The organism is Sporosarcina jeotgali (assembly GCF_033304595.1).
GTDB lineage: Bacteria > Bacillota > Bacilli > Bacillales_A > Planococcaceae > Sporosarcina > Sporosarcina jeotgali.
Map to the genome: position 1 here is coordinate 778,036 of NZ_CP116341.1, position 17,185 is coordinate 795,220.

Below are 17,185 nucleotides of genomic sequence, written 5' to 3' on the forward strand. Positions count from 1 at the left end.
TTTGTGTCGTAAATCCCGACAATACATTGGAGAAAAAGCCACCCCAACCGATATAAGAGAAAAGGGAGAGGAACCATATGAAAAAAGATACTGAGGAAGAAGTTGTCCGCCTAAAACAGCAACTAGAGAAACTAAAACAACAGGATCAGATTTTATCGGAGATTGAGAATCGACTATACGAAATGAAAAAGATCGCCGAATACGCAACACAACACCAACTGTCTCCTGAGGAATCTAATCGTCTGAATCATGAAATGCATAAGCACCAAACGATGGTAAATGAATTGGAGCTTTTGATGTGAATAGATTGCCACTTTAAAGATGCTGAGTACCTGCTCTCCACATAATAAGTATCCACAATTTGTTTAATGCAGCTTCAAAATGCTACCGGAACCTTTTTCATCTTTCTAGGACTCTCCGGTTGGGCGCTGTCAATTTTCCCTCATTAAAGTATATACATAGTCATGATGCCGTCTTTTTCAAGAGGGTATTTTTATTTTCTCTAAATTGCCTAATTTAATCTCCGGAATGATACCGAAATGATACAATAGGCTTATCGAATAGAAATGCTATGTCGTAAGCTATAAGGTAGAGGAGTGTGAGGGTATGAAAGCATTTCGGATTATAGGATTCAGGAGTTAGTGCAATAGGCGGAAGCATCGCAAAAGTCGGCGTGAATCTGGCAGGAGCTGTTGTCGGCAGTAAGTTTCCTGAAGCAGGTGCATACATAAAAGAAGTGGGGGATACGGTTGTTCATTCATCCCGGAAAGTTATTTCGAATGTGACTCTTTTTGCAGATTGCACCATGACCGGTGTGTACGGAGTCGTTGCAAAGGATACGGTTAAGAAGTCGGAAGGCTGGAAAGATGTCAAGACGGCTTCTGTGGATACTGCGAAAGGGGTTATAAGCGGTGTTGTTTACACAGGGAAGAGTGTCGGGCAGACGGTAAGCGGAGTTATGCGATAGAACCGTGATGAATAGACAAGCGGTTAACGTAACCTGGGTAAGACGGTTATTGTAATGACAGTTGGGATCGGCGTGCTGGATATCATTGATGCGAAAACTGTTGAAGCGGTGGATCTGGACACACGAAATATGTCTCTTGACGGCAGAGTACTTGGGGTTACTGGCGTACCGTTTGAAGCGAATACGATCGACCAGGGGCTGACGGTGTGATTACCGGTTTGTCCCGTACATTCGATTCTGCGTTTGACGTCCAACTACGTGAGGATATGTTGCAGTTTCCGGATACTGTCCATATAGGAATAGCCAATATGATAGTTTCAGGTCCAGGTACCCTGAAAGTTTTGTTTGTGAATCTGGATGAGCTTATATGATTGGACTTGATCATCAGTACTTTGGATGAGGATAAGGGGATTGAAGCAGTCTATTTAGAAGAGACATCGGATAAATTGTATGGTAAGATATAAGAAATAGAATGTGTGTTCTAATTTTTGTGTAAAAGAAACTCTGTACACCGAACAAATCAGAAATAATTTAGAAATACTTCTGGTTTGTTTGATGCGTAGCCAAAAACGGATCTACCTCATACTGTCGTGTTTTTAAGTTGATTTACACTCTCATTCATCATTTTCGTGGTGAAGCACTTTTATTTTTCTTCAACATATATCACCTTCTAAATAGGCAATTCAGGAGTCTTTTTCCTATTTCCAGACTTAATTTTTCAATGTAATCTAGACGAAAAGTTCATTTATATTCTTCTGTTGTAAAGGATGTGGAAGGTTTGAATTTAGAATGGTATGAAATGTGCTATAACAGTAAATTAACAGAACTAGATGGAACTTCTTTTGAAGCGTTTTTTCAAAAAGTTATGGTTCAGATTCATTCGGAAGATTTTACAAACGCCATGCCCTGGGGAAGACTTGGAGATCGTGGAAATGATGGTTATCTCATTCCCGAAAAAGTGCTATTCCAATGCTATTCGCCTCATAACATTAATGCAGCAAAGACCATACAAAAGATTGACACTGATTTTGAGAAAGCAAGAAATTATTGGGGAGATCACATTAAAAAATGGATTTTGGTAATTGGTGGACCTTATGTGAAAAACGATATACCTACACCCATATTGAATCATCTACTTACACTAAAGGAAGAGCATAAGGACCAAGTTGAAATTGAGTGGTGGTCAACAGAGTTATTAAAAACAAAGGTGCTTGACTTACCTGAAGAAAAGCTTATTTTGTTATTCAAACGTCCTCCTTCCACCCAAGAAATCTATGCGATTCGAGTTGAGGATGTTGACCCAGTATTGAATCAGCTTAAAGGACTGTCCATGATGATGCCATCTAGCATAGATGAGGATCTTACACCTGTACCCGTAAACAAGGTTCAGATAAATAAGTTAAATGATGCGGCAGAGGGGCTTATTAAATCTGGGAGTAAGCAAGCGGCATTGATCGATAAGTACATCGAGTTATCCGGAGAGGAGGATATATTCACTGAACTAGCATCGAAAGTAAATGCCGAATATCGAAGGTTGAAAAAGAAGTATCCGAATGATCCCAACGTTATTTTTATGAACTTGCTAACGTACACTCGGTACGACAAAGCGACTACTGATAAAGATCAAGCGGTATACTTAACGATCCTTGCTTATCTGTTTAACAGTTGCTCGATATTTGAAAGAGAGCTATGATATAGTGTTGTTAAGCAAAGAAATCAGGTTAGAAAAGGAGTTGAGGGAGACGATGTTTTTACCGGGGAAATATGTACATCCAGAAAGAACTTTAGTGTCTATTGGGGCTAAAATCATCTATCTCCTTCAACGGCCGCAAAGTGTTACAAAGTTATGGAATGCCTATAAACGTATGCAAGAGGATGAAGAATTACCAATGGTGTCATTCGATGTTTTTGTTAATGCATTATGTTTTCTGTATGCGGTTAATGCCATCGAAATGAAGAATAATACGATTAGGAGGAGTGAACATGCTAAAAAGAATATATAGCTCCCTTCCATCCTTTAAACCTGTTAAATTTCATGACGGATTAAATATAATTGTTGCTGAAAAAAACAACCCACTTTCCGGTAAATCAACAAGGAACGGAGCTGGGAAATCAACAATAGTCGAAATTCTTCACTTCTTATTTGGTGGTAACGTGGATCCGATTTTTAAATCGAAGGAATTAATTAATCATTCTTTTTCGGTTGAATTTGAAGTGAATAACAAAGATTTTACAATTACTAGATCAGCAAAGCAGGCAACGAAGTTTTCCTTAAGGGCAACTTTGGAAGAGCAAGAAGTAAATCGGGTTTATTCGAAAACCGAAATAATTGATTTGTTAAGACGAGAATTCTTTTGGGATATGCCAGAAACTGTTTCGTTTAGAAGTACTCTATCTTACTTTTTAAGAAGGGATGCTGATGGTGGGTTTTTAGAACCTACGGAGTTTGTCAAACAGCAAAAGGCCGGCGATAAGAAAAAAACACTTTCTTACTTATTAGGATTAGATACAAACCTACCTCAAGAGTGGGAAGATTTAGAGATGAAAACGAAAGATTTAAATTCCTTAAAAAAAATCATGAAAAATGGAATGATTGATTCCATTAAAATGGATTCAAGTTACTTAAAGAGTGAAAAAATCGTATATGAGGAACGCGTAAAGAACTTAGAGGAAGAAATAATGAAGTTTGAAGTGCTACCCGAGTACAGGAATCTTGAACGAGAAGCAAATAATATTACAAATAAAATAAACGAGATCACAGACCGAAACTTTTTCTTAAATAAAGAACTAACCGTGTTGGACCAATCCTTAGAATCGGAACAGCACATTAGTGACAAATTTAGTACGAGAGAGATGTATGAGGAACTGAATATTCTTATGCCAGATGCGGTGTATCAACGTTTTGAAGATGTTGAGGTCTTCCATGAATCAGTTGTGCGAAATCGTAGGGCATACCTATTGGAAGAAAAAGAAGAGATCGTTGGTAAGCTGAAAATAAATCATGATCAGATTGATTGGTTTGCCAAAAGAAGACAGGAAATTATGGTCATACTTCAAAATAAAGGGGCAATTGATCAGTATTCAAAACTTCAAGATGAGTTGAATAAATTGAAAACAAGCTACAACGAAATTGTAAAACAATTAAAAACGCTGGACGAGATTACAAATATTAAAACGGAGTTAACAACTGGTAAAACCAGGTTGATTAAGAAAATAAGAGATAATCAGGCTGAACAGGAAAGTCTTATCAAACATGAGATTTTATCGATTAATCATACCTTAGAGGAGTTATATGGGACAAATCATGGTACCCGTTTTTCGATAGATGTGAATGAGCGAAGTGGATTAGTTGTAACCTTGAGCAAACCTGATAAAAAGAGTCGGGGTATTAACAACATGTTGATTTTTAGTTTTGATATTATGTTAATTGAAATGAATAAAAAGTTAGGCAGATCTTTGGACTTTCTTTTTCATGATAGTCATTTATTTGATGGAGTTGATACAACTCAAACAAGGATAGCATTATTGTTAGCAGCAAGAAAAACGAACGAGCTTAATTTCCAGTATATCACTACTGTGAATAGCGATATTTTTTCCTTGATTTCGGATGAACTTAAACAATATAAAGTGGAATTAAATTTAACGGATATTGAGGAGTCAGGCGGCTTATTAGGGATTCGCTTACAATGATTCAGACGGATTGTCATAATGTAATTTTTAGCGGTGTGTGACAAAACTATTTATTTTTTAGGCTATTTATTTTTTCCTGGAAAGTCATATATTCTAAAGGATGAATGATACGTAATAGTGAGGTGTTTTCTAGAGCCTCTTCCAACCATCCGATGAACGAATGCGAAGAATGCAAACAACTTTAAAACGAGAACGACTATTTTGGAAAAAATGTCCAATATCCTCTTCCTAATGTTTCGCTCACCCGTTAATCCGCTTACAATCCGATGGAATTAGTCGCCCTGCAAGAAAAAAGTGTGAATTTTTCATAATCTCTTCCAAAGAGTTACAGCTACCTGTGCATGAAACAAACTTGTATGTTTAAACATTCATGTTTGTTTCGCCGCAAGCATCATATTTATCTGGATGATATCCAAGAAGCAAAAGGACGCTTGAGGAAGTATGCGGCTGACTATACAGACATACGCTTCTTGTATATACTGTGGAAGTAAGCATGATGTGAGGAGGGATGACTATGAGCATTGATTATAAAGGCTTCATGGGACTTGAAACTCCGACGTTCAGCGCAACTGACAAGTTGTTGGCGGCTGTCTTTCAAGAAGTTCTGGAAATGCTGGAATGCGAGCCCTCGGCGTATAACGATATCCAGCATCTTGTAGACAGGCAGCGAATTGAACGTCCTGAATATGATTATTTCTGGGACTGGATGAAAGGGAAAGGGTTTGCCTTGCTGGCATCACTCGACAGGCCACTTCCGAATTCTGAAGAACTTGCCGACTTTTTGGATTATCGAAGGGGAGTATTGGAGCTAGATCGCTCGAATGGGGACATGAATATGATGATCGTTTCCATCTCCGAACTTCTGGTTGCAACGAATGCTTTTTTATCCGCCTTCTTTGAGACTTCGGCGAGTATCGAACTATCAGGAAGCTCTATTCCAATTGACAATAGAAGTAACACTACAACAAATAATAAATGGATTGTCGTTAAAAGCTCTGCTGAACCCTATGCAGAGCTTTTGTTATATGCACAATAATAATGAGGAGGAGAGATAATGGAAGAAAAGAATTGGCAGGATGCGTATGTTTTTGCCAAAACCAAAACGCAACTTTTGAAGGCCGTATTAGATGAAATACATATTGCACAATAGGAGCAGGTGCCTTGACCCCATACAAATCGGACACTACTCAGACGACTATGCTGTAAGGCAATTGAGCATAAAGTTTTTAAGGTTATTGTAAATGCAGAAGATTTCAGCTTAAAATGTTGAAAGTAATATAGTGGGTTGCGTGAGTGGACAAAAGTAGTTATAGGTTCTGATATTTTCCATACCCATACATAGTTATCATCACCACTCTGCTAATTTACATAGTGGTCTTTTCTATATAGGAGACGAAATTAAACAGAGAATATATATGAGAGGAGCGTCCCGATGAATGATGGGATACCCGATGAATTAGAGATCGCCAAACAACAAATGGTATTGTGCAAACTGCAGGACCGTCTGCTTGAGAAGATTGAAATCAGATTACATGCGATGAAAAAGATTGCTCGTTATGCGTCAGAGCATGAGCTTACTCTGGTGGAGAGGACACAGCAGAATAAGGAACTCGAAGAGCATCAGTCGATTATAAAAGGTTTAGAGCAGGAGTATGAAGAATTATTGAAGCAATGGAGAAACGACTTACCCTTGCAGTGACGGTTCCTTATGTTTAATCCTTACCTTCAAGAGAGTCGATGCTATTGAAGTGAGGGTGCAAGAAACGTTACTTACCACTGACGATAGACGAGCTAGGACCGGCTAAGGTGCTGGGTGTAATTACACTTTGTTCTTCGTGTTCGGCTTCCGATTTTTGTTAGCGTCCCGTCCCTGAAAATATTTACAAGCATCACATTTCTTTCTACTTATGATATTGACTAGATGAAAATACCTTCACCTCATTTAGAACTTACTTATCATTATATATCAACAGGAGCATGCGTTCTATTTTGAGATTGACGATCTAAATTACTCTTTGCAAGCAAGGATGCCAATAAAAAAAGAATCCAGTCATTGCGTTGACTGGATTCTTTTTCAAGGTTCTTCCGGAACGTTGTAATGATTAATTTTTGCAACCATTTTTATCGCACGTGACTCGTGAGCTAGTATTACTCCAGTGATTTGATTGAACAGTGGTATCGGTACCACAACCAGTCTTCCCGCCTTTGATACCACTATGGACGATGCTGGTAGGTGTGTGTTCAACTGCTATGTAATTTCCCTCCTTTACAAAAACATAGTTAAGAGCATAACATGAACGTTGAAGAATAATTCAGTTAATATCTCTTATTAAGAGTATGTTAAATTCATATAGTAATGTCAAATTTAAGTGTATGTTGTCGGTTAATAATCTTAGCTTCTGAAATAAGATACCTGGACTTCACACAATTTTTCCAACTACAAACGAGGAGAGGTGCCAATGAAACTTCAAGACTTCCAATTCTATGTCGACAGGATGATTGTCGATCGAGGATATGACTATTATTCAAGTGGGTTAGTCAAACCTATGGATTCCAAGGGCGCTGCATACCGGTTTCAAGTGAAAGGTAGTGATGAGTATGAAGTGATCATCACGCTCAATCCTGAGGGAGAGATTTTGTCCTCTTGTTGTGAGTGTCCCTATGATTACGGACCTGTTTGTAAGCATGAGACGGCAGCCTATTTTGAACTGATGGAACAGATGCATGAATCAGATGACGAACCGGACGTTTCCGCTGGATTTCAGGAACCGCTGAGCGTGGTCGAAGTACTGGAGGGGTTACGGAAAGACCAGCTGGTGAGCATACTAGTAGAGTTGGCAGAAGAGGACGCAATCTTGGAAAGCCGACTGCTAATGACGTATTCAGAAGATGCCGGCAAAGCCGATATGCAAAAATGGATTCACTCAATCGTGAACAAATATACGGGCAGGGCAGGATATATTGAGTATCATGACACAAATGAGTTTGTTAGTGAATTGGGTGAATGCCTGGTCCGTATTGAAGATGATGCGGATGGAATCGGGGCATTGGATCAAGCTTTTGTGTTGCTGGAAGAAGCAATCAGCGCATTTCAATATGCGGATGATTCAGGAGGAGACATTGGCTGCCTAGTCGAGGATACACTTGCGACAATGGAGGTAGTTGCGGACGATGCAGTTCGGTTCAAACCTGCCTCGCGCCAAGAGGTTTTTGACAAACTCCTATCAAGAAGTGAGCATCCGATGTTTGAAGGATGGAACGAGTATCAAATTGCCATGTTGAAAGTCTGTGCAGATGTTGCAAATAATCCTGAACAGATAGAAAGTGTTCGTCGAAAAGTCATATCGATGATTGACGAAACCAGCACGGACTACTACCGACAATACCGAAATGAACAACTCACCCGCCTGATGTTCACGATGATTGAAAAGGACGGTTCAGAGATAGAAGTTGATAAGTTTATCCGCAACCATCTGCAGTATCCTTCGTTCCGTGAACAATTGATTCAGAAATACCTAGCCAAGAAACAATTCGACGAAGTCATCCAGCTAGCAGCAGACGGGGAACAGGCTGATAAGTACTTACCTGGACTAGTGAAGAAATGGAAAAGGTTTCGATATTCTGCATACAAATCGTTGACTATGGAAACGGAACAGTTTTCACTAGCGAAAGAATTATTCTTGGATGGGGATTTTGCATTTTATCAGGATTTGAAAGAACTTGCAGCGGATCCGGAGCAGTTATATATCGAGCTGAAGCAGGATGTACAAAATGGATCTGGCTGGAAGTCGATAGGCCTGTTTCAGAGTCTGATCAAAGAGGAAAATGATCTAGCTGAAATGCTGACGTTCGTGCAGATGAATCCAGGGTATGTCGAAGAGTACGCAGATAAGTTGATCGGCCCATATGAGGATGAAATCCGGAAAATCTATAAAAATAGTATTGAACATGCGGCCAGTAGAGCTTCAAATCGAAACGGCTATCAAAGTATATGTCAGATGATCAGACGGTATGGAAAGCTAGTCGGAAAGAAGGACAAGCAGACCATTGTCGACGAGTTGAGGAAAGGGTATCGAAGAAAACCTGCGTTCCTGGATGAACTGAGCAAACTATGATGAAGGACAGGCGGGCATAGGGAGAAGGAATCGTATGAAACTGGAAATAAAATCTGTAGACGACTCAAATCGACTGGAAGTTCTCACCTTGCAAGTACTGCCTGAACAGCGGGGGTTCATCGAGACGCCCGAGGAATGTCTGAAAGAAGCGGAGGAGTGGCCGGAATTCAGGCCGGTCGGTTTGTATTCGGACGGAATGCTCGTAGGATTCGCAATGTACGGGGCACTTCTAGACAACGTAGGCGGGCGGAATGTGTGGCTGGACCGGCTGCTGATTGATGCCCAGCATCAGCGGCGAGGATACGGGCGCCGGTTCACCGAACTGCTGATTGCGCGGCTAGAAGTGGAATACGGGAAACAGCCGATATACTTGAGTGTCTATGAGGAGAATGCGAGCGCGAGAAAACTGTACGAGTCACTCGGGTTTCAATTTATCAATGAGTATGACGCAGACGGGGAATTGATTTATCGAAAAAAGTAAACTCAACTCAATAAGAAAAGCGGCCTCCCTACCGGGAAAGCCGCTTTTTTGCCGTCTGTTGTTCAAGTGTAATCGGCATGTACTCCGTCACTTTGCCTAGCCCATATTGGGGCGTGTTGACATATACGGATTCATATTGACCTTTGGAAATTTTATACGTTTCATGGTAGATACCGACTGCATCATTCTTGGAGGTAAGCCGGTTGAACTTTCAGGTGCTTTCCGTTCTTCGAATAGGCGAGCAGATCGTCGAGGGACCGCCAATACTGGATCAGTGCGGTAGTGCGCAGCTCGAAGTAATTTTCGGCGGAATGAAAACCAAGTTCTTTTTTATGTGTATACAATTCTTTTATCATGCCTGGCATTGCAAGAAAAACAGGCAGCCATCTGTGGACGGAAAGCCTTTTATTGATACGCATACCGATGATAAAGACCACGATGTCCTCCGAGTTGTCGGCTGTATGCCTGCCGTGTAAAATAGATGATGGCATGAAGTTAATCCTCCTTCGCTTAGTCCTGTACCGCGTTTTTATCCACCACTATATCTCGTTTTCATCCCGCGTATGGTCACTAATTGATTTTTGTAGTGTTGAAAGAATGAGAATGGATAAGCATCTTACAGGGGGAAGCTAGGTATTTATGATCTGTTTGTTGATTCTTGCACAGTTTGAATCACCATTGAACTTTGTACACGATTTATTTAAGAATTTATCTCGGATTACCTATTAGTTTAATGTACAAACCACTTCTACAGCGAAGGCTAAGTAATTCAGGTATAATAATATCTAAGAAAAGCAAGTGTCTACCTTTGTCGTTTTTTTATTATCGAAAAAGACAGTGGTTTACGTAATAATGCGTTATGATTAATAAAAGTGCTTTACAAGGAGGTTGACGATGAGCCAGCTAACATCTGCACATATTAAATATTATCGCGGACTGCAAGATATTGATATCAAGGAACTAACCGCTGTCAATATTTTTGTTGGTGAAAATAACAGCGGTAAAACATCTATATTGGAAGCAATTCAATTAATGTCCAACCCACTGTCATTGAGAGAATTTCGCTCGGTATCAAGAATGAGAGAGCGCTTTTTTGTTGGACACAGATATACCTCATCTGAGGAATTGATCTCTTGGATGTTTTCATTAAATCGGGATAAACAGCGTGAAAATATTTGTTTGGCATTCGAACTGGATTCAAATTACTTTAACTTAAAATATTCATTGCATGAAGAAGAATACATTGTTATCGGAACGGATAACTTATCAACTGATACCAATGAAGTGCAAGAGGACACGTATTATAGGGAAGATACAGTAAAACAATTAACTATCGATGTAGAAGTTAAAAAAAATCAAAAAGAAGCTATTACTGAAAAATATATTTTTAATGAATTTAAACCACAAGAGTTCCAATTACTAGAACAAAGAAAAGAGATATTTTCATCCTCTTTTATTTCGGCCATGGATCACCGCATACAACCTTTATCACCTTTGCTTGTGAATGAATTGATTAAAAGTGGAGACAGACCCAAATTTATAGAAGCCTTACAACAATTTGACCCTCAAATCAGTGGGATTGAACTATTGATGGATACAACATCTCGTCGAAAGTCTGCTCCGGTACCTTACATTCAACACGAAACGCTTGGATTAGTTCCTGTATCAATATTTGGAGATGGTCTAAGAAAAGCATTATTAATCGCCTCTCGGATAGTGCGTTCTGAAAATAGTGTACTTCTAATAGATGAACTCGAAACTGGTATTCATACGAAGTTACTCCCGACCTTTTTTAAATGGGTTATTCAAATGTGTAAGGACTATAATGTGCAAATTATTGCGACGACACATAGTCTTGAAGCTTTAGATGGTATGCTTCAAGCCAATTCTAATGATGTCAATCGGTTAACTGTTTATCGGTTGGAAAGTGATGAGGAAAAGACGAAAATTCGTCATTTTACAGGGGATCAGTTGAAAAAGTTACGCTATACGCTTGGACAGGATGTGCGATAAATGAAGAAACATTATTACTTTATCGTAGAGGGTGTTCATGATACCGCTGCAATTGGTCGGTTTTTAAAACAGTTTAATCTTTCGCGTATTCAACGGATTGAAAAGCTAGATCCTTTTTGGGAGCGGACAATTCCGAAGTCATTTCCACATGAGGGAGATTTACTTAAAAGGGTGCCAGTTCCGATGTATTTCCAAAATGATGTGATATCTGTCGCTATACAGACGGCGGGTAGTGATTCTCTTATTGCAGCTACATTTAATGGATTGGTAAATATCGATTATGACGAATTATCCGGGATTGCAGTTTTTTGTGATGCGGATGAAAAAGTAGCTGAAGAACGCTTTGAACAAGTTTATCAATCATTACTAAAAAGTTCCGAATATGAAATGAAGGTATTTATAGAAAATGTACAATTTAACCGAATAAAACATCATCCTACAAAGTTTGGGATTTTCGTATTTCCAAATAATGAGGATAGCGGAACACTGGAACAATTGCTATTGGAGGGGGGAGAAGCTGCATACCCCGACTTGTTACATTCTGCGAAGAAGTATGTGGACGAAGTATCAGCTATATATAAACGCAAATGGACACAATCAAGTGAAGTAAAAGTTTTGTTTGGCGTTGCTGCAAATATATTAAAACCAGGTAAGGCAAACCAAGTCTCAATACAGGATAATGATTGGATTGGAACGAAAACTATTGAACAGACAAATCAAATCAAATTAAAAAAATTTTTATCGGATATCCTTCAATAGAAGGTTAGGCAGAAGAACTGGTGTTATTCAGTTCTTTTCTTTTTATCAAAATTGTTCTACAAACTATCTTGCTAACAGCTTGCCTAACATATCTGTTAAAAACAAGATAGAAGGATGGGATTTTTTTTAAGGGATTTGCAACGTAAGAAACTTTCGAGTTTGGTTAATAGTTGTATTAGCAAATAGTATTCAAAATTACTAGTTGTTTACAAATCCTTCATCAATGCATTATATAGCTGTCGTCACAGGCAACCATAAGAGAGCATTTAAAAAGTTTAATACCAGTTATGAATTTATCGAAAAAAATAAACCCAACTCAATAAGTAAAGCGGCCTCCCTACCGGGAAAGCCGCTTTTTTTGCTGTCTGTTGTTCAAGTGTAACCGGCATGTACCCCGTCGCTTTGTCTAGCCCATATAGGGGCATGTTGACATATACGGACAACCTTTTTAATTGAACCAATATCCTACATAACTTTCCCCAGACTCTCAGGAAAATTCCAAGAAGAGACTAAATCGCTAACCAACTGGTCAAACTGGCAGTAACGAAGCTATAGGAGGAGAACATGTGGACAATCCTAAAAAGGGTACTTCCAGAAGAGACTTTTTGAAAACAAGTGGTATTGCAGCGGGGGCGCTCGTCGGCGGCGGGGTGCTCGGCGGTCTTGTCGGCTATAATGCGAAAGGCGGGAACGGCAAGTCGGGAGGAGAACAGACAAAAGATCCTGCGAACAAGCATGAGATGCAGACACGGGGACTGATGTTCTTCCAGAATCCTGAAGAATTCAATGTGCTGTCCCAAGCGACTGAAAGGATTTTTCCTGAAGACGACCTGGGGCCGGGTGCCATTGGCTTGGGCGTCCCTTATTTCATAGATAACCAGCTTGCGGGCAACTACGGCAGCAATGCGAAGGAATATATGCAGGGACCGTTTTTCAATGGGGAAGCGACACAAGGCTATCAGAGCCGGCTGACCCGGGCTGAAATCTTCCGCCAAGGAATTGCGCTGATGGATGAGGAAGCCAATAAACGCTTCAAAAAGAACTTCACCGATCTTGAAGGCGGACAGATGGATGAAATCTTGACGGATTTCCAAAAGAATCAGATCGATATGAAAGGTGTTTCATCCGAATTCTTCTTTAAACTGCTTCGGCAGGCCACGCTGGAAGGTGCGTATGCGGATCCGATCTACAACGGGAATGCCAATATGGAAGGGTGGAAGATGAAAGGGTTCCCAGGACATCAGATGGCGTATATCAATGTAATAGAAGATGAGAAGTTCCAGGTCATTGAACCTAAATCGATTAGCAGCATGCAACATTAAGGAGGATGACGGACGTTGGCAAAAACACTTGATAAAGTAGATGTAGTAACGGTAGGAGTCGGTTGGACAGGCGGTATCATTGCGGCTGAATGTGCAAAGCAGGGCATGAAAGTCCGCGGATTGGAGCGAGGAAAAGAACGGGGAACGAAAAACTATGCAATGATTCACGATGAATACCGGTATGCGATCCGCTACGAACTGATGCAGGATCTCTCACGGGAAACGATTACGTTCCGCAACAATTTGAAGATGCGTCCTTTGCCAATGCGGCAGATGGGTTCTTTCCTGCTGGGGGAAAATCTCGGGGGAGCGGGCACTCACTGGAATGGGATGACGTATCGCTTCCTGCCCTATGATTTTCAAATCAAGACGGAGACGGAGAAGAAGTACGGGAAAAACAAACTATCTTCCGACTACCTCCTGCAGGATTGGGGGATCACTTATGATGAGTTGGAACCTTATTTCGATAAATTCGAGAAGACGATCGGACTGTCAGGAGAAGATACGAATCCATTCTGGGGGAAACGTACATCGGACTTCCCGACGCCTCCTATGAAAAAGACCCCATTATTGAAAAAGTTTGAGAAAGCGACGAAAGACCTTGGGTATCATCCCTATATGGTGCCTTCCGCTAACCTTTCGGAACCGTACGAGAACCCGGATGGCTCAAAAATCAACGCCTGCCAGTATTGCGGATTCTGTGAACGGTTCGGCTGTGAGTATGGTGCAAAATCCTCGCCCGAAGTGACAGTCGTTCCAGCAGCGCTCAAAACTGGAAATTACGATATCACGTTCCACGCAAACGTCGTGGAAGTCTTGAAAAAAGGAAACAAAGTAACTGGTGTCCGCTATATCGACACGCAGACTGGCGAAGAATTCATCCAGCCGGCAGATGTCGTTGTCCTGACAAGTTACATTATGAACAATGCGAAATTGCTGATGGTTTCGGACATCGGAGAACAGTATGACCCGAATACAGGAAAGGGCACGCTCGGGAAAAATTATTGCTACCAAATTGAGCCAGGGGCAACCGGGTTCTTTGACGACCAGATGAATGTGTTCATGGGAGCGGGTGCTCTTGGAATGACAATCGATGACTTCAATGGCGACAGCTTTGACCATTCCAATGAAGGGTTCATTCACGGGGCAAGTATTTCGTTCACACAATCGGGAACACGCCCTATTTTGAGTAATCCTGTTCCGTCCGATGTACCTGTATGGGGAGCGGAATTCAAGAAAGCGTCCATCGAAAACTATACACGATCACTTTCCGTATTCGGCCAAGGGGCTTCCATGCCTCATAAGAATAACTACTTGGCACTCGACTCGAATTATAAAGACAGATACGGCGTCCCTCTTTTACAGATGACGTATAACTTCACCGAACAGGACCGCAATCTCCATAAATTCATAACGGATAAAACAGTGAAAATCATGAAGGAAATGGGCGCGAAAAAAACTGAGGGCGGTAATCCACTGACTGATTATGATATCGTGCCGTATCAATCGACACACAATACGGGCGGGACGACGATGGGTGCCGATCCGAATACGAGCGTCGTCAATAACTATTTACAGCATTGGGATATGGAAAACCTGTTTGTCGTCGGAGCAGGAAACTTCAATCATAATAGCGGGTATAATCCGACAGCTACGGTTGGGGCACTCGCGTATCGTACAGCGGAAGGAATCCAAAAATATCGTGAAAAGGGCGGCATGCTCGCCTGATTGACAGAGGAGGTACAGGACAGCGATGAATCTAGCAGCGATTGGCGTACCGGGTTTAATTATCATTCTTGTGATTGTCCTCATATTGTTCGGGCCTCGCAAATTGCCTGAAGTCGGTTCGGCGGTGGGTAAGACATTATCCGAGTTCAAAAAGTCAGCAAAAGACATTATGGAGGATGACGAAGACAAATCTGCCGTCAAGAAAACTTCAGACACTGAGAAGTAGGTGAGACGATGGATCCGTATGGAGATCATAATCGGAAAATATTAAGTCCTTTGGACAAGATAGATAAGATGAAACCGGAAGCCCCCACAGAGACGAAGCCGACTGCAGTCGATGCGGAAGTTCCGCAAACACCGGAGATACCGAAGCAGGAGGAACCGCAAAGCGAATTACCTGATGTGCAAGAAGGGGAAAACCCCAGTCTTGTGGAGCATTTAAGTGAACTGCGGAAACAGCTGATCAAAAGCTTGGCTGTTTTCCTGCTGTTCTTCATTGCAGCATTCAGTACTATCAATGTATGGTTCCCTTATATCACGCGGGGATATAAGCTGATTATTTTGAGTCCGATGGAAGTGATTTCGTTTTACACAACCATTTCAGCTGCACTCGCATTTGGACTTTCAGTTCCATTCCTTTGCCATTTCTTATGGCAGTTTGTGAAACCGGGGCTCAATGAAAAGGAGAGTCGTTTCCTGAGTCTTTACTCACCTGCGATCCTTCTATTATTCGTTACCGGACTGGTATTCGGATACTACGTGGTGAACCCGCTAAGCTATAACTTCCTAGTCAATCTTGGGAAGATGAATTTCGATGTAATGGTATCAGCACAAGAGTATGCCCGCTTCCTCCTATTGACCACGATGCCGATCGGGTTACTTTTCGAATTACCCGTCGTTGCGTTATTTCTCTCAGCAATCGGCATCCTCACTTCAGGTTCCATGAAAAAGGTGAGGAAATGGTCGTATGTAGTGCTCGGCGTCATCTCGGCGCTAATAACGCCTCCAGACTTTTTCAGTCAGCTTATTATTCTTATTCCGATGATCGGTTTGTATGAAGCGAGTATATTCCTCGTCATGAGAACTGAAAAGCGTCTGCAGGCTGTCGATGCAGCTTAGGACTCAATCTATTCAGATTGTGCATTAATTCTCGCAAGAAAAGCCAGTCACCTAAACTCTGTGACTGGCTTATTTTATGGTCCGGTTATTGGGCATGGACATATGCCTCAATGCTACGGAAGGTTTTATTTAAGGACATATTGTCCGAATAGTTATTATGATTGAATCCATTTTCTTTCGGGAATAGGAACAGGCACGCCTGAAACCGATTCCTTTCAAGGTAGGACGGTTTCAACTATTCCGAAGGGGGATTGCATCATGAAACCAATTATAGGCATTACATCTGACATAGACGAAAACGGTGAAACATTCCTGAAAGCTGACTACAGCAGGGCGGTTTTGCGCGCAGGAGGATTGCCGGTTGTCCTTCCGGCAGGGCTTGAAGATATTGAAGAAATCTGCGGCCGAATTGACGGCTTGCTATTAACGGGCGGGGAAGACGTGAACCCGCTTCTATTCGGGGAAGAACCGAAAAAAGAGCTTGGCAAGATTGCACCTGAACGGGATACGATGGAGATGGCACTTGCGAAGTGTGCAATGGGCAAGGATATGCCAGTGCTCGGTATATGCCGTGGCCATCAGATTTTGAATGTGGCTCTTGGCGGCACGATCTATCAGCACATTTACACGGATTTGGAAGGACCGTTATTACAGCATAAGCAGCAGGCGGACCGGAATTACCCAACTCATACTGTACAAGTTTCAGAAGGTAGCCGTTTGTCAGAATTCGCTTCATCTGCAGAAATCCTTGTGAACTCTCTTCATCATCAGGCCGTGAATCTGGTGCCTGAACCGTTGAAAGTTATAGCGACTGCGAAAGACGGAATCATCGAAGCGTTAGAAAGTACGAAACATCGCTTTGTGATGAGTGTCCAATGGCATCCGGAGGCTTTGTCAAACCGAGCGGATGAAACTTCATTGAACTTATTTAAAGGTTTGATTAACGCTTCTAAAACGTTATAACGTAGCGAGTGGATAACCAAAAGGGACT

Annotated in this window: 17 protein-coding genes and 1 pseudogene; 17 read left to right on the forward strand and 1 reads right to left on the reverse strand. The window is 41.3% G+C overall.

The features are described 5' to 3' along the window. Positions 1 to 77: 77 nt before the first annotated feature. The 10 genes from PGH26_RS03550 to PGH26_RS03595 all read left to right on the forward strand — a co-directional run bounded on the left by PGH26_RS03550 (position 78) and on the right by PGH26_RS03595 (position 9,253). Positions 78 to 302, forward strand: a complete 225-nt coding sequence (locus PGH26_RS03550) for a hypothetical protein (protein WP_323692653.1) — start codon at positions 78 to 80, stop codon at positions 300 to 302. A gap of 371 nt (positions 303 to 673) precedes the next feature. Further along, a complete protein-coding gene (locus PGH26_RS03555) occupies positions 674 to 967 on the forward strand; it encodes a hypothetical protein (RefSeq protein WP_323692654.1) in 294 nt (97 codons plus the stop codon). Positions 968 to 1,021: 54 nt separating this feature from the next. Then, positions 1,022 to 1,177 carry a hypothetical protein gene (locus PGH26_RS03560; protein WP_323692655.1) on the forward strand — a complete coding sequence of 52 codons (156 nt, stop codon included), beginning with the start codon at positions 1,022 to 1,024 and terminating at the stop codon, positions 1,175 to 1,177. Positions 1,178 to 1,745: 568 nt separating this feature from the next. Continuing rightward, positions 1,746 to 2,660, forward strand: a complete 915-nt coding sequence (locus PGH26_RS03565) for an ABC-three component system protein (protein ID WP_323692656.1) — start codon at positions 1,746 to 1,748, stop codon at positions 2,658 to 2,660. 52 nt (positions 2,661 to 2,712) lie between these two features. After that, positions 2,713 to 2,970, forward strand: coding sequence for an ABC-three component system middle component 6 (locus PGH26_RS03570; protein ID WP_323692657.1), 258 nt, complete (start codon positions 2,713 to 2,715; stop codon positions 2,968 to 2,970). Next, entirely contained in the window at positions 2,951 to 4,657 is a 1,707-nt protein-coding gene (locus PGH26_RS03575) for a DUF2326 domain-containing protein (protein WP_323692658.1), read from the forward strand. The genes PGH26_RS03570 and PGH26_RS03575 overlap by 20 nt, the downstream gene beginning before the upstream one ends. A 514-nt stretch (positions 4,658 to 5,171) precedes the next feature. After that, the gene (locus tag PGH26_RS03580; protein ID WP_323692659.1) at positions 5,172 to 5,693 is read left to right on the forward strand and encodes a hypothetical protein; all 522 of its coding nucleotides are present in this window, start codon (positions 5,172 to 5,174) and stop codon (positions 5,691 to 5,693) included. A gap of 396 nt (positions 5,694 to 6,089) precedes the next feature. Beyond that, positions 6,090 to 6,356: a hypothetical protein gene (locus tag PGH26_RS03585; protein WP_323692660.1), complete on the forward strand. Its 267-nt coding sequence runs from the start codon at positions 6,090 to 6,092 to the stop codon at positions 6,354 to 6,356. 760 nt (positions 6,357 to 7,116) lie between these two features. Next, positions 7,117 to 8,772 (forward strand): SWIM zinc finger family protein, encoded by a 1,656-nt coding sequence (locus tag PGH26_RS03590; RefSeq protein ID WP_323692661.1) that lies wholly within the window; start codon positions 7,117 to 7,119, stop codon positions 8,770 to 8,772. Between the two features lie 34 nt (positions 8,773 to 8,806). After that, complete coding sequence (locus PGH26_RS03595) at positions 8,807 to 9,253, forward strand: GNAT family N-acetyltransferase (RefSeq protein ID WP_323692662.1); 447 nt, start codon at positions 8,807 to 8,809, stop codon at positions 9,251 to 9,253. Between the two features lie 28 nt (positions 9,254 to 9,281). Here PGH26_RS03595 and PGH26_RS03600 read toward each other — a convergent pair. After that, positions 9,282 to 9,744, reverse strand: a pseudogene (locus PGH26_RS03600) (DUF4188 domain-containing protein). A 403-nt stretch (positions 9,745 to 10,147) separates the two neighbouring features. Between PGH26_RS03600 and PGH26_RS03605 the strand changes: the two are divergent. From PGH26_RS03605 to PGH26_RS03635, 7 genes are all read left to right on the forward strand, one after another. Then, the gene (locus tag PGH26_RS03605; RefSeq protein WP_323692663.1) at positions 10,148 to 11,266 is read left to right on the forward strand and encodes an AAA family ATPase; all 1,119 of its coding nucleotides are present in this window, start codon (positions 10,148 to 10,150) and stop codon (positions 11,264 to 11,266) included. Next, complete coding sequence (locus PGH26_RS03610; protein WP_323692664.1) at positions 11,267 to 12,025, forward strand: DUF3226 domain-containing protein; 759 nt, start codon at positions 11,267 to 11,269, stop codon at positions 12,023 to 12,025. A 566-nt stretch (positions 12,026 to 12,591) separates the two neighbouring features. Next, positions 12,592 to 13,347 carry a gluconate 2-dehydrogenase subunit 3 family protein gene (locus PGH26_RS03615; RefSeq protein WP_323692665.1) on the forward strand — a complete coding sequence of 252 codons (756 nt, stop codon included), beginning with the start codon at positions 12,592 to 12,594 and terminating at the stop codon, positions 13,345 to 13,347. 15 nt (positions 13,348 to 13,362) lie between these two features. Then, on the forward strand, positions 13,363 to 15,075 hold the full coding sequence (locus PGH26_RS03620) for a GMC family oxidoreductase (protein WP_323692666.1): 1,713 nt from the start codon (positions 13,363 to 13,365) through the stop codon (positions 15,073 to 15,075). 25 nt (positions 15,076 to 15,100) lie between these two features. Then, complete coding sequence (gene tatA / locus PGH26_RS03625; RefSeq protein ID WP_125103486.1) at positions 15,101 to 15,301, forward strand: twin-arginine translocase TatA/TatE family subunit; 201 nt, start codon at positions 15,101 to 15,103, stop codon at positions 15,299 to 15,301. An 8-nt stretch (positions 15,302 to 15,309) separates the two neighbouring features. Next, on the forward strand, positions 15,310 to 16,194 hold the full coding sequence (gene tatC, locus PGH26_RS03630) for a twin-arginine translocase subunit TatC (RefSeq protein WP_323692667.1): 885 nt from the start codon (positions 15,310 to 15,312) through the stop codon (positions 16,192 to 16,194). Between the two features lie 258 nt (positions 16,195 to 16,452). Beyond that, on the forward strand, positions 16,453 to 17,157 hold the full coding sequence (locus PGH26_RS03635) for a gamma-glutamyl-gamma-aminobutyrate hydrolase family protein (protein ID WP_323692668.1): 705 nt from the start codon (positions 16,453 to 16,455) through the stop codon (positions 17,155 to 17,157). Positions 17,158 to 17,185: the final 28 nt, after the last annotated feature.

Bases quoted from the DNA above. Each gene is read 5' to 3' on its own strand.
- PGH26_RS03635 (WP_323692668.1), top strand. From the start codon at position 16,453: ATGAAACCAATTATAGGCATTACATCTGACATAGACGAAAACGGTGAA.
- PGH26_RS03590 (WP_323692661.1), top strand. From the start codon at position 7,117: ATGAAACTTCAAGACTTCCAATTCTATGTCGACAGGATGATTGTCGAT.
- tatC (WP_323692667.1), top strand. From the start codon at position 15,310: ATGGATCCGTATGGAGATCATAATCGGAAAATATTAAGTCCTTTGGAC.
- PGH26_RS03560 (WP_323692655.1), top strand. From the start codon at position 1,022: ATGACAGTTGGGATCGGCGTGCTGGATATCATTGATGCGAAAACTGTT.
- PGH26_RS03605 (WP_323692663.1), top strand. From the start codon at position 10,148: ATGAGCCAGCTAACATCTGCACATATTAAATATTATCGCGGACTGCAA.
- PGH26_RS03585 (WP_323692660.1), top strand. From the start codon at position 6,090: ATGAATGATGGGATACCCGATGAATTAGAGATCGCCAAACAACAAATG.
- PGH26_RS03550 (WP_323692653.1), top strand. From the start codon at position 78: ATGAAAAAAGATACTGAGGAAGAAGTTGTCCGCCTAAAACAGCAACTA.
- PGH26_RS03575 (WP_323692658.1), top strand. From the start codon at position 2,951: ATGCTAAAAAGAATATATAGCTCCCTTCCATCCTTTAAACCTGTTAAA.
- PGH26_RS03580 (WP_323692659.1), top strand. From the start codon at position 5,172: ATGAGCATTGATTATAAAGGCTTCATGGGACTTGAAACTCCGACGTTC.
- PGH26_RS03610 (WP_323692664.1), top strand. From the start codon at position 11,267: ATGAAGAAACATTATTACTTTATCGTAGAGGGTGTTCATGATACCGCT.
- PGH26_RS03595 (WP_323692662.1), top strand. From the start codon at position 8,807: ATGAAACTGGAAATAAAATCTGTAGACGACTCAAATCGACTGGAAGTT.
- tatA (WP_125103486.1), top strand. From the start codon at position 15,101: ATGAATCTAGCAGCGATTGGCGTACCGGGTTTAATTATCATTCTTGTG.
- PGH26_RS03570 (WP_323692657.1), top strand. From the start codon at position 2,713: ATGTTTTTACCGGGGAAATATGTACATCCAGAAAGAACTTTAGTGTCT.